Genomic DNA, 12,825 nt, shown 5'->3' on the forward strand with positions numbered 1-12,825 from the left:
GTTTATAAAAAGGGGGTTTTTATGAAGGATCTATTTGTAATTGCACCAAGCAAAAATATATCTCCCATGCTATCAAAAATGATAGGGGAGGTTACTCGTTACACCAATTATACTTTAGTGGAAGATTATAATAATATTCCTAACCTTCAAAACAAGAAAATATTCTTTGCTTCTGAAAGCACTGATATTAATTGTGATATTGCAATGCTCCAGTTTTTTTCGAAATTATATGAAAAAGGCAATGATTGTCTTTTGGGTTCTGTTGCTGCCGTCCTTGTTCATAGTAGTACGGAACATGGTACCAAACGTACAAGTCAAGATATTATCTATCTTGCAAACAACTTAGGTTGCTGCTTTATAGGGCACAGTGTAGTAGAAGCTACTTCATCCCTTAGAAATTTTCTCACTTGGCAAAAGATTTTAAATTTACCCTTTGAAGAAATTTGTTTGAACCTGTGCTCTAGGCTTCGAAACCGATTATTAGAATATAATCCAATTATCATAAATAATCCTAATATATTAGTACTATACTCAAGTCCACATAAAACTTCTAATACTTTGGATTTATGGCATATGACCTCAGAACATCTGGCGCTTTATGATATTAAAGAACTGCAAATAGAAAACGGAGAGGTTTTAGACTGTAACGGTTGCTCTTATAAATTATGTACTCATTACGCTACCCAAAATAAATGCTTTTATGGAGGAGTAATGGTAGATGATGTCCTTCCCTCTATTGAAAAATCTGATGCAATAATATGGCTATGTCCTAATTATAATGATGCCATAGCTTCAAATTTAACAGCTGTAATAAATCGGCTCACAGTGCTATATAGAAAGATAGCCTTTTATGATAAGAATATCTTTGCAGTGGTGGTATCCGGTAGTTCTGGAAGTGATTCTATTAGTAAACAATTAATTGGAGCCCTAAATGTAAATAAGGGCTTTAGATTGCCACCATATTTTTCTATAATGGCTATTGCTAATGACCCTGGTGAAATTTTTAAGGTTCCACAAATTCATGAACTAGCTAAAGATTTTGCAGAGAATATTAAAAAGGAAATAAAAGCTTAATTTGCTTTTATTTCCTTTTAGGTATCTTTTTAAAATTAACCTTAGTAGAATAGCTAAGGCTATTCTAGAGTGGGCTATAGTATACAAGTCCATCATAGCCTTGTATACTACTAACTATCTTTTAAAGCTGCCTTGATTTGAATTATAGGTTTATTCAAAATTGGATGCATAACATAAGGAGCTATATCACATAGTGGCTCTAAAACAAACATCCTTTCCTGCATTCTTGGATGAGGCAATATTATTTCTTCTAGAGAACTAATATTATTATCATAAAGTAATACATCCAAATCTAGAGTTCTAGGGCCCCATCTTATAACTCTTTCTCTTTTAAATTCCTTTTCTATAGATAAGAGAAATCGTACAAGCTCTAGTGGATTTAAAAGTGTTTTTATCTCAATAGCACAATTTAAAAAGTCCTCTTGTTCTAGATATCCTACTGGACTTGTTTGATAAAATTTTGATGTTTTTGTTATTTTAGTATGCTGTGAATTATTTATAAGCTCTAATGCACCCTTAATGTTTTTTTCTTTGTCCCCAATATTTCCACCTATACCAATATAAGAAGTATGCCATTTTCTATCTACCTCTACTGCTACATACTTAAGTGGCTTTCCAATAGGTGCCCAAGGTTTCTTAATTTTAACCACTACTCTTTGGACTAAATCATATTTTAAAAGTATAAATTCCGCTAATTTTTCTGTAGCTTTTTCTATTAAATCGTAGCTTTCCTTCACAAACTCTTCCTCCACAAATTGGCAAAGCTCACCATAATGAACTGTTTTAGTTAAGTCGTCAGTGGTGCCTGCTTCCCTTAAACTAAGAAAAAGCTCTAATGAAATTAAAAATCTTTGTCCTAAGTTTTTTTCCTCTTTAAATACACCATGATGGGCGTAAACTTCTAAGTCTTCTATATAAATTTTGTCCATAGTATTGTATCCTCCCTATATTCCGTTGTACCTAAAAGTGCTTTTTAAGTTTACAATATTCATCTGTCAGCTTCTACATATAGCATCAGTCATAACGCAAACTCTTTTATTTTCGAGTATATCATGTACTCTTATAAATTCACAGCCCTTCATTATTCCTATAGTAGTAGTTGCAAGTGTCCCGCAAAGCCTTTCGCTTGCAGGTAAATCCAGTGCAAATCCTATCATGGATTTTCTTGAGGTTCCAAGCAGTACTGGATATCCTAGGCTATTTAGCTTTTCTAAGTTATTCATAGTTTTTAAATTATCCTCATAGCTTTTCGCAAAACCAATGCCTGGATCTAGTATTATATTTTCACTTTTAACTCCTGCCTTTATTGCAATTGCTATACTTTCTTCTAAGTCTTTTAATATATCCACCATTAAATTATTGTACTGTCTATTATCTCTATTGTGCATTAAACAACAAGGCACATTATACTTAGCTGCAACTTCCGCAATGTAATCGTCCTTCTTAAACCCCCATACATCATTAATCATAGCTGCTCCTGCTTTTACGGCAAGTTCTGCAACTCTACCTTTATATGTATCTACGGAAATTGGAACCTCTATTTCTGCCCTTAAAGCCTCTATAATAGGCACTACTCTTTTAATCTCTTCTTCTTCACTTACAGATTTATGCCCTGGTCTTGTAGATTCACCACCAATATCAATAATATCTACGCCCTCAGCCACCATCCTTTTGGCATGCTTTATGGCTGCCTCAATATTATTAAATTTTCCCCCATCAGAAAAAGAATCCGGGGTAACATTTAAAATTCCCATTATGTATGTTCTTTTACCAATTTCAAAATCTTTGTTTCCTATTCTCATAAACTTCCTCCCCAAAAATAATTAAATATTATTCTTTTTAGTATGTTATCTTCAAGTTTTTCTTCCCCACAGGCCATTTGCAATCGTAAGTAGCACTGCAACTTGCACAATTTCTTGAAAGCTTGTCACACTTGTATAATATATAGCTTAAACTATTTGGTTTTTCAGTATTATTTCTATGGTTTCCTATAGCCTCTATAATCTCATCTATTTCTTCAATATCATAATTGCACTGCTTCAATATATTACTGGCAATTTCCACACTAGAAGTATTATGAGGAGTTCCATTTTCATACTCTTCTCCCCGACCTATATCATGCAAAAGTGCAGCTGCATAAATCATATGTTTGGGTATATTTAAAGTATTTTCTAAATTTATTATGTACATAAGTCTTGCCACATCTAAAAAGTGTTGCATATCATGTTTGCAAAATTCCCTTTGTTTTTCTAAATTTTCTATATTTTTTAAATTATACTGAAAACTATGATTTTCTATAATAATATTGATTTTATCATTTATTAAATTATTATCTATAACTTCCACCCCTTTGGAGTAGTATTTAGGCGGCTTCAAACAAATAACAAATCAATTTGCTAGTCTATTTTGATATGCCTTATTCCTTATAATTTTCTACATAACTATCATAATACTTTTTCATTTGGGAGACAACCAAACTTTCATTAAAAATTTTATTTTCAATTTTGTTAATCTTCATTATGCCCATAATACTATTAGTTATAAAAATGCCCTCTGCTTCCATTAATTCGCCATATGTAAACTCGCCTTCTTGAATTTTAAATCCTAGTGTCAATGAATTTTTTATAACAAAATCTCGAATAATACCCGGTAGTAAACCACATTTAACCTTCGGTGTAAATATAATCCCATTTTTCACAAAAAATATATTACTTACAGCTCCCTCACTTATAAATCCTTCTGTATTTAAAAATAGTGCTTCATTATAGCCTTTTTTTATAATCTTATCTCGTTCAATTATATTCTCCACGTAATTAAAGGATTTCACATAAGTTAAATTTGAATATTCATTTCGACGTACCTCGCTTACTCCTAAGGAAAACCCTCGCGCGTAATCACTATCTATATATGGAATTTCTCTTTTAGTAATTATAGTATTTTTCTCAGATACCATAATCTTAAGCACAGAGTTTTTAGAGCTAATCTTTTCCGCCCCAGCATAAATTTCTGCTGCTGTAATCTTTTTATTTACACCTAGTGTGCTAAGTCCACTATTTAACCTTTGTATATGCTCTCCAAGAAATATTGGTTTTTCTTTAACTAATATAGTCTCAAAGACTCCTCTTCCAAAGAAAAATCCACTATCTAAGGCTATGGCCTCTTGGCTTAAACTCCCATTTATAAGCATCATATATACTCTCCTTACTGGTGCCACCCACGTGGGTGGCACCACTCTATAATACTCTCATCAGTGCCTTTGCTTTATCTAAGGTTTCATCATATTCGCATTCTTCATTAGAATCCCAAGTTATTCCTCCACCTACACCAAAATATGCCTGCTTATCTTTTATTAAGATTGTTCTAATAATTATATTTAAATCTACATTTCCGTCAAAACCCAAATATCCAAGAGACCCCGTATATATATTTCGACCCACAGGCTCTAATTCCTCAATAATTTCCATTGAGCGTATTTTAGGCGTTCCGGTTATAGACCCTCCAGGAAAACAAGCTTTAATACATTCTAGGGGGCTTATTCCATCTTTCAGTTCACCTACAACCGTAGACACCAAATGAAATACTGTGCTATACTCCTCTAATTTAAAAAGTTCGGTAACTTTTACTGAACTTGGCTTACATACTTTACTTAAATCATTTCGTTCTAAATCCACCACCATCAAAAGTTCAGCCTTATCTTTTTCGCTATTTATTAATATATTTTTATTTTTTAAGTCTTCTGCTACGTCTATTCCCCTTGGCATTGTACCTTTAATAGGCCTAGTTTCTACCATTCTGTTTTTAATTGACAGAAATCTTTCTGGGGAAGAGCATATTATATTAAAATCTTTAAAATTCATAAAGGCTGCAAATGGAGCTGGATTTATATGTCTTAAGTCTTTATATATTTCATATGCACTTTTACCAATGCTACAACTAAATCTTTGAGTTAAGTTGGTAATATATATATCACCACTTTTTATATAAGCTCTTACCTTTGATACAGTTTTGATATAATCCTTCTTTTCAAAGCCCGAAGTAAATTTATTAACTATACTTCCTACTTTTTCATATACAATTTTATCTCCCTTTTTTATCCGCTTTGCAATATCTCCGATGCTGTCTTTCTGTGATTTAATCATGCCTAGTGCAGATATATAAACACTACTTTCAAGATTATCTAAGATAATAATGTTATCATAAAAATTATAAATACAATTTGGTATATCTATATCCTTCTTTGCTATATTAGGTAGCTCTTCAACTTCCCTAGCAAGGTCGTAGGAAAAATACCCCATTCCGCCAGCTACAAAAGGAAGCTCAGTATTATTTTCTATAGCATATTCTTTTAGAATTTTATTTAACTCCTCAAAGGTATCCCCTATATAATCTTCTTCTCCCTTGTAGCACCTACCATCTTTACTTTTAAAAGTTAAAAAACAATTGACCCCTATAAAAGAATATCTTCCTAAGGTTTCTTTGTCCCTAGCACTATCTAATAATATAGTGTTTAAATCATCTTTAAATAGTGAATATATATCAAATCCATCAAGCTTTGTGTTGAACTTTTCAATTAGTAGCTTCATTTTTTCTCCTTAGTCTTTAACAATTTTATTTTTATTTCTAACCTCATTAATAAAATTTTTAAGAATTTCGTGTCCATACTGCGTAAGTTCCGCTTCAGGGTGAAATTGTACACCTTCAATGTGATATTGCTTATGTCTTATCCCCATTATAACTCCGTCCTCTGTCTCACTAGTTATCTCCAGTACCTCTGGTAGTGATTCTCTCTCGATTATTAAGGAATGATATCTTGTAACCTTCATTGGACTCACAATATTTTTAAATATATATTTTTGACTATGTACAATTTCAGACACTTTTCCATGCACTGGCTGGGATCCCTTAATGATTTTGCCACCAAATACCTTACCAATAACTTGATGACCTAAACATATTCCTAGTATAGGTATTCTCCCTTTAAAGGTTTCTACTATTTCCATGCAAATTCCTGCATATTCTGGAGATTTTGGACCAGGTGAAATAATTATAGCTTCTGGTTTAATTCTCTCAATGTCCTCCACTGAAATCTTATCGTTTCTATATATTAGTATTTGTTCACCTAACTCTTCAAAGTATCTAACTAGGTTGTATACAAATGAATCATAATTGTCTATCATCAAAAACATAAAGGATCTCCTTTTCTCTTATAATTACTTATATTATATCAAATAATTCCAATAAAATCATTAGGATTAAATCCTCATCTAGGATGCTGCAATTAACGACTTCTGAAATGCATTAAAATAAACTTCCATTTTCTGTTATGACTTTTTAGTTCATAATAAAAACTGGAAGTTTTGACTTGCTATTATTTTATATATAATTTAAATATTACCTCTTCCTTTTCCTTAAAACCTTTTATAATTCCTCCATGAAGTTTTACAATATCCAGAGCAATTGACAAACCTAACCCACTACCCTCTTCATGCCTAGACTGATCCTTTTTATATAACCTTTCAAAAAAACTGTCCACTTCCCCTTCTGAAACTGTCTCTCTAGGAACATTACTCACGCAAAAAGCTCCATAGCTTATATTATTTATTTTTTCTTTGGATATCTTAATTTTCACTACAGTATTTATTTTAGAATTTTTTAAAGCATTACTTAGGAGATTATTAACAGCCCTGCCAATCAAATCAGGATCACCATTTATGTAAACAGGCTCCTTTGACAGCTCCACTTCTAGTTTTAATGAGTTCTCGTAAAATCCACTTGCTTCATCCTCGAATATCTGTCTTCCCAATTCGTTTAGCTCTAAATTTTCAAAATTTAATATTATATCCTTTGATGTTAGTTTTGAATACTCAAAAAAGTCCTCTAGCATAGTTCTAAGAAATACACCCTTACGTTCTATTATGCTTATATACTTACTTAGTTCTTCCTTAGAATTATATTTATCTTTTTTAATAATATCAATATATCCAAGTATGGTTGTCAGAGGAGTTCGCAGATCATGTGAAATATTGGTTAAAAATTCGCTTCTTTTCCTATCTTCTTTTTCAAGTTCAGTTGCCATAAAGTTAATTCCTTCTGCAAGTTCTCTTAATTCGTTTTTATAGTGAATGGGCACTCTGTGAGATAAATTCCCTTGGGCTATAATTTGCACTGAGGATTTTATTTTTGAAATATAGGATACCCTCCCCCAAATTAATATAAAAAAGATTATTACAAATCCTATTAATGTCCAAACGAGCATCATCTTGTCATCATTTCCATATCCAAGATAACCATAATATAAGAAATATCCCTCCTTTAAATAATCACAGCCATATATTTTAAAAATATTTTCATCTTTTCTTAAAATAGAATATTCCCGCATGCCGTCTTTAATCTCATTCTTATCTATGACTTGTACTCCTTTGTTACTTCCAACTATAACCTTACCCACTTTATCTACTATATAGAAATTGTACCCTTGGTTAAATGCATATTTATTATTTATAAGTTGCTGCAAATCAATAGGATTGCTAAAATTACTGCTTTCCAGTTCCTTCTCTAAGCCCTTAACACACTCAGAATACATATTATTTATTCTATAAGTAGGATTTTTATTATAAATTCCTACGCCCATATTTTTTATAATTGCGGAACTCAAAAATGAAATCACAAAAGCAACTAACGCTATAATAACTAACTCACCCTTAAGCTTAACAATCCTTTTCAACTTTATACCCCATTCCCCAAATAGTTTTTATATATTTACCCACCTTAACCTTATCACCTAATTTATCCCTAAGGTTTCGCATGTGTACAATAACGCTGTTATCATTTTCTAAAAAGGTATCCTTCCATATTAACTCATACAGCACTTTGGTTGAATATACTCGTCCCTTATTTGAAGCTAAAGTGCTTAAAATCTCAAATTCCTTAGGGGTTAACATGATTTCTTCTCCAACTCTTTGTACTGTATGTTCTAAAAGATTTATTTCTAAATCTTTTATCTTTAAAATGCTATCTATAGACGCCTTATTATCAGATGTTCTTTTTAATATTGAAAGAACTCTTAAGGATAATTCTGTAAAGTCAAAAGGCTTAACTACATAGTCATCGCACCCTTTAGTAAATCCCTTTATTTTGTCCATTTGTTCACCTTTAGCAGTTAACAAAATTACAGGGGTATCACAGAACTCTCTAAGTCTTACTAGCATTGCATAACCATCCATTTTGGGCATCATAATATCTAGTAATATCAGGGAAAATGTCTTGTTTTTAGTAATTCTTAAACCTTCCTCTCCATCACAAGCATAAGCAATTTCATAACCCTCTCTCGAAAAATAATTACCTAACATTTCTCTTATATCTAAATCATCATCCACAATTAATATATTATTCTGCATTTTTCCACCTATCTTTACATTTTTTCTTAATTATACCATTTTAGTTCTCTCTTAAAAACTCATAAGAATTATATTTTTTCATAGTGATAAATGGATAAATGAAAGTAGCCGCAGTGAGAGTTAGGCTACAAAGTAATAATACAATCATGTCCCATAAAGAATTAACTGCCTTAATTCCTAGTAGCTTTAAGAATAACTTTGAAACTGAAACATAGAAGCCATAAGACAGAATACAGGATACTATAATAAGTATGCTTCCTTTAAAGATGTATACTTTTGATATAAACCCTTTTCCCAGGCCTAAAGCTCTTATTACTGTTTCTTCTTTTCTTTCTTCTATGAATGTAATATTCAGAAGATTAATATTAAAAATTAATGATGCAAACACTACCATAAGTGAAAGTGCTTTGAATATATTAAGAAATTTCCCTATATATGCTGAAATAGCGCTGCCTAAAATATCAACTGATATAAGAGGGCTGTCCCCTAGTTTATCCATCCATTTAGTGCCGCCTGCCTTAATATAAAATTGTGAACTGTTGCTATACCCACGATAAGGCAGTAGCATACACATACTATCTATAAATGAATTATCATAAACGCCCTTTATTTTTATATCTACTGTTTTATTTTGATAAGCTATGTGAAGTATATCGCCAACCTTCAACTTATTTTCCTTTTGGTACTGGGAAGTAATCAAGCACCCGTCTTTTCCCTTAAAAAGTTTTTCACCTTCCACCATTTTAAACTCCAGCTTGTAATCTTCCTTTTTTATTTCTTTAAAGGCAATTAATTTTTGTTTAATATTATTGTTTAAAACTTTACCTGCTGAATTATAATTTTTAATATACCCTTCAACCCCATTTTCTTTTGTAAGAATGTTTTCCAAATTTAAATTTTCTTTTGAAAGCAAAATATAGTTATATGGCAAAGCTGTAGTTAAAGATTTATTCATGCTGTTTTTAACATTGTTGTTTAGAGTTAATGTGATCATTATAAATACTAAAGTAATAGAAAAACTTACAGTAAGTAGAATAAATGTTAAAAAGTTTTTCTTCATATTTTTGAAGGAATACATTAATAATTGACTTCTGTAATGAATCGAAGACAAAATCTTCATCAGTACAGCGCTTATAATCAAAAATATTAAAATGATACATATTATGCCTAATGAAGTTACAAGATTTACAGAACTTCCTATATAAACCGAGTATATGAATAGCATTACAGGTATTAGTAATATAATGTAGATAAATACACGTTTTTTTACTATCCCATTTTTTTCTTCATTTTCTCTTAGAAGCCATAAACCTTTAAAATCATCTATTATTAATAAAGGTATATTTGAAAACATCTCGAAGAATAGTATATTCAAAATAATTCCTTTGGAAAATATTCCAAATCCCTCTATAAAACTTATACTTTGAGGGATATAATTCATTTTTAATAGGACATTAGATACTAAAATAGTTGTTAAAACAGATAAGATTATGGGCAGTAAAACTATAATCGATAATTCCAATCTTAGAGCATTTTTTATATCCTTATTTTTAAGGGATAAAATCTTCATAATAGATATATCCCTTTGACCTCTTATTATAAGCATAATTGAGGTAGTTATTATTACTATTGAAGATAGTATATATCCCATAGTGGTCAATATTCCAAAAGAAGCAAGCTGCACATCTGTCTCACTTTTAAGCCTTCGCTCTTTATCCTTTATTGAACTATACAAATATCCATCTTCCTTAGACGCTATACGCTGCTTCAAAGCTTCTCCATCAGTATTTCCACTGATATAAATTAAATTACCCGCGCTAACACTTTCATTTATTTTTCCGTAGCCAATTATTGTTTCATCATTAGTTACCCCTTTAGGCATTGCTTCTATTTCTTTAACAGTATAGGCTTTTGTTCCCCCATCAGTTTTTATACTAATTTTATCTCCAGTTTTAGCAGCAAGATTCTTTGCCATGGATGAATCCAAAATTACTTCATCCTTTTTAAGGCTTTGCTCACCTAGTATCAATTTAGCGTAAAATTTACTGCTTTTGCTGCTTTTGCTATTTTGAAAAAAGGCAGTAATAGTTTTTTTATAAGTAACCTTGTAACCCTCTTTTTTTAATATACTTATTTCTTCATTAAAATCTTTAGATTCATAAAATGACTTTATAAATAAATCGCCACCATTAGCCTCCATGATACTTTTTTTGTTGTATTCATTCATGTTTGCTGAAAGAATAGGAACGGTAATAGATAAAGTTGTGGTAAGCAAAATAGAGATCATTGTGAATAATAAAATCAACTTTTCCACTTTCAAATTTTTCATATTATATATTTTGAAAATATTAAGCCAGTTCATTCAAAACACCATCCTCAAGAAAAAACTTTCTATCTCCCAAAGAGCCTATTCTTTCATCATGAGTTACTATAGCAAGGCAACAACCTATTTCTGCTTTAACCTTCAGTAAAAGCTCAATAACCCTTTTACCATTTTCAGAATCTAGAGCTCCCGTAGGTTCATCACATAATATAAATCTAGGACTGTTAACAAGTGCCCTCACCACAGCTACTCTTTGGGCTTCTCCACCAGAAAGTGAAGTTACCTTTGCATTTCTCTTATCTAACAAACCTACTTTTTTTAATAAAGCTTCACATTTTACTACTTTCTCATTTTTGCCTTCTTTGCTATCTATAGCTAACAATAAATTTTCTAAAGGTGTTAAACTGGTTATTAAATTAGAATTTTGAAAAATAAGCCCGATATTTTTACGTCTTAATACCTCTATTTCTTTTTCTTTCTTACCACTGACAACCTTATTGTCAAAATAGATTTCGCCATTGCTTGAAGTTTCAAGCAATGACAGAATATATAGAAGTGTAGACTTCCCGCCTCCTGAAGGACCCATTATAGTAATAAAATCCCCTTCCTTGATTGTAAGATTTATATTTTTCAGCACCTCCTGCTCCACATTTTCCCGTTTATAATTTTTATTCACAGCTTTTAATTGAATCATATAATAAACCTCCAAATTTTTATAATTATAATCATGCTACATCTACAATTATAAAATATGAAATGTATGTAATTTATGTTTTAAACATAAATAAAATATAAAGATTATATATACGAATATCTATCTCAGCAGAATAACACGGATACAAGTACAAATTAAAAGAGCCTAATATTCATTAAATAGCAAATAATAATTATTATTTATTACAAACCCCTTTAAATATTCACCATTATTAGTTAAAATGATATTAGACAGATAAAAATAAATAGAATATCATAATTATTTTTTTGTTTCTTTTATATTATTTGTGGTAAACTTAAAATTCGAGGTGATTATATGTACAATAGAGGTGATTTCCATCTTCATACAAATGCATCTGATGGAAAACTAAGTCCTAAAGAATTAATTTATACAGCTTCTACAAGAGGTTTAGATATTATTGCAATAACAGATCATGACACCACTTTAAATGTTGAAGAAGGAATTATAGAAGGTGCACGTGAGAATATAAGGGTAGTACCTGCAATAGAACTTTCTACTATTCACAATAAAGAAAGTATTCACATTTTAGGTTATTTTAAAGATGGTAACTATAAAAATGGTGTTTTTCAAAATTATTTAAAAGAAATGGAAATTTATAGAGTATTAAGAGCTGAAAAAATAGTGGAAAATCTAGATACATTTTTCAAAATAAAATTAGATTACCAGAAAATTTTAGATGATGCAAAAGGGGTAATAGCTAGACCTCATATAGCAAAAGCTATAATGAATGCTGGTTACAAATATGATTGGAAATATATATTTGATAATTTGCTTTCAAACGATAGCCCTGCATACGTACAAACCAAGAAAATTTCAACAGCTGATGGTATAGCTATGTTAAAGAAAGTTAATGCATTAGTAGTACTTGCACACCCTGTACTAATTAAAAAGTCTTCTATAGATGAAATGATGTGTTTTGATTTTGATGGTATTGAAGCCGTCTATCCATTAAACACAAAAAAACAAAAAGCCTTTCTAAAAGCAAAGGCTAAAGAGTACAATAAGTTTATTACTGCCGGTTCAGATTTCCATGGGATTACAGCCAATGATACCAGTCATGGTGTCGTAGGTTCAGTTTTCCTAAGCCATAATGAACTAGCTATCTTTGTAAATGAATTAGACAAATAAAAGGGATGTTTTCACATCCTTTTTTTCATTTCATTTAATGCGTAAAAAAAGTATATATTACGTAAACTGCATTCGAACAAGCGTTAGTAATTCTTAACTAATTTTAATGGGAGATACGTTAAGAAAAGTACATGTTTGAGCGCTAGCGAGTTTGTACTTTTTAGTAT

At 30.8% G+C, this 12,825-nt stretch carries 12 protein-coding genes; 2 read left to right on the plus strand and 10 right to left on the minus strand.

Features of this window, described 5'->3' with window-relative positions:
• The first annotated feature begins 21 nt into the window (after positions 1-21).
• Positions 22-1,074 carry a flavodoxin family protein gene (locus ACREV6_RS01720; protein ID WP_431576305.1) on the plus strand — a complete coding sequence of 351 codons (1,053 nt, stop codon included), beginning with the start codon at positions 22-24 and terminating at the stop codon, positions 1,072-1,074.
• Between the two features lie 110 nt (positions 1,075-1,184).
• Here the strand turns inward: ACREV6_RS01720 and folK are convergent, their stop codons facing one another.
• The 10 genes from folK to ACREV6_RS01770 all read right to left on the minus strand — a co-directional run bounded on the left by folK (position 1,185) and on the right by ACREV6_RS01770 (position 11,488).
• Positions 1,185-2,003 carry a 2-amino-4-hydroxy-6-hydroxymethyldihydropteridine diphosphokinase gene (gene folK, locus ACREV6_RS01725; RefSeq protein WP_431576306.1) on the minus strand — a complete coding sequence of 273 codons (819 nt, stop codon included), beginning with the start codon at positions 2,001-2,003 and terminating at the stop codon, positions 1,185-1,187.
• A 66-nt stretch (positions 2,004-2,069) separates the two neighbouring features.
• A complete protein-coding gene (folP, locus tag ACREV6_RS01730) occupies positions 2,070-2,876 on the minus strand; it encodes a dihydropteroate synthase (protein WP_431576307.1) in 807 nt (268 codons plus the stop codon).
• Positions 2,877-2,913: 37 nt separating this feature from the next.
• Entirely contained in the window at positions 2,914-3,450 is a 537-nt protein-coding gene (locus ACREV6_RS01735) for an HD domain-containing protein (RefSeq protein WP_431576308.1), read from the minus strand.
• A gap of 40 nt (positions 3,451-3,490) precedes the next feature.
• Positions 3,491-4,264, minus strand: coding sequence for an aminotransferase class IV (locus tag ACREV6_RS01740; RefSeq protein WP_431576309.1), 774 nt, complete (start codon positions 4,262-4,264; stop codon positions 3,491-3,493).
• 43 nt (positions 4,265-4,307) lie between these two features.
• On the minus strand, positions 4,308-5,657 hold the full coding sequence (gene pabB, locus ACREV6_RS01745) for an aminodeoxychorismate synthase component I (protein WP_431576310.1): 1,350 nt from the start codon (positions 5,655-5,657) through the stop codon (positions 4,308-4,310).
• A 9-nt stretch (positions 5,658-5,666) separates the two neighbouring features.
• Entirely contained in the window at positions 5,667-6,260 is a 594-nt protein-coding gene (locus ACREV6_RS01750) for an anthranilate synthase component II (RefSeq protein ID WP_431576311.1), read from the minus strand.
• Positions 6,261-6,442: 182 nt separating this feature from the next.
• Positions 6,443-7,798: a HAMP domain-containing sensor histidine kinase gene (locus tag ACREV6_RS01755; protein WP_431576312.1), complete on the minus strand. Its 1,356-nt coding sequence runs from the start codon at positions 7,796-7,798 to the stop codon at positions 6,443-6,445.
• Complete coding sequence (locus ACREV6_RS01760; RefSeq protein ID WP_431576313.1) at positions 7,782-8,471, minus strand: response regulator transcription factor; 690 nt, start codon at positions 8,469-8,471, stop codon at positions 7,782-7,784. Before ACREV6_RS01760 ends, ACREV6_RS01755 begins: the two co-directional genes overlap by 17 nt.
• 40 nt (positions 8,472-8,511) lie before the next feature.
• A complete protein-coding gene (locus ACREV6_RS01765) occupies positions 8,512-10,800 on the minus strand; it encodes an ABC transporter permease (RefSeq protein ID WP_431576314.1) in 2,289 nt (762 codons plus the stop codon).
• Positions 10,801-10,819: 19 nt separating this feature from the next.
• Positions 10,820-11,488 carry an ABC transporter ATP-binding protein gene (locus ACREV6_RS01770; protein ID WP_431576315.1) on the minus strand — a complete coding sequence of 223 codons (669 nt, stop codon included), beginning with the start codon at positions 11,486-11,488 and terminating at the stop codon, positions 10,820-10,822.
• A gap of 336 nt (positions 11,489-11,824) precedes the next feature.
• Here ACREV6_RS01770 and ACREV6_RS01775 point away from each other — a divergent pair, with 336 nt between their 5' ends.
• Positions 11,825-12,658: a PHP domain-containing protein gene (locus ACREV6_RS01775; protein WP_431576316.1), complete on the plus strand. Its 834-nt coding sequence runs from the start codon at positions 11,825-11,827 to the stop codon at positions 12,656-12,658.
• Positions 12,659-12,825 lie beyond the last annotated feature (167 nt).

The sequence above is a fragment of the Clostridium sp. genome (assembly GCF_050717515.1).
Lineage (GTDB): Bacteria > Bacillota > Clostridia > Clostridiales > Clostridiaceae > Clostridium_AD.

Excerpts from the sequence above, each read along its gene's own strand:
- ACREV6_RS01720 (WP_431576305.1), top strand. The coding sequence starts at position 22 with ATGAAGGATCTATTTGTAATTGCACCAAGCAAAAATATATCTCCCATG.
- folK (WP_431576306.1), bottom strand. The coding sequence starts at position 2,003 with ATGGACAAAATTTATATAGAAGACTTAGAAGTTTACGCCCATCATGGT.
- folP (WP_431576307.1), bottom strand. The coding sequence starts at position 2,876 with ATGAGAATAGGAAACAAAGATTTTGAAATTGGTAAAAGAACATACATA.
- ACREV6_RS01740 (WP_431576309.1), bottom strand. The coding sequence starts at position 4,264 with ATGATGCTTATAAATGGGAGTTTAAGCCAAGAGGCCATAGCCTTAGAT.
- pabB (WP_431576310.1), bottom strand. The coding sequence starts at position 5,657 with ATGAAGCTACTAATTGAAAAGTTCAACACAAAGCTTGATGGATTTGAT.
- ACREV6_RS01750 (WP_431576311.1), bottom strand. The coding sequence starts at position 6,260 with ATGTTTTTGATGATAGACAATTATGATTCATTTGTATACAACCTAGTT.
- ACREV6_RS01760 (WP_431576313.1), bottom strand. The coding sequence starts at position 8,471 with ATGCAGAATAATATATTAATTGTGGATGATGATTTAGATATAAGAGAA.
- ACREV6_RS01765 (WP_431576314.1), bottom strand. The coding sequence starts at position 10,800 with ATGAAAAATTTGAAAGTGGAAAAGTTGATTTTATTATTCACAATGATC.
- ACREV6_RS01770 (WP_431576315.1), bottom strand. The coding sequence starts at position 11,488 with ATGATTCAATTAAAAGCTGTGAATAAAAATTATAAACGGGAAAATGTG.
- ACREV6_RS01775 (WP_431576316.1), top strand. The coding sequence starts at position 11,825 with ATGTACAATAGAGGTGATTTCCATCTTCATACAAATGCATCTGATGGA.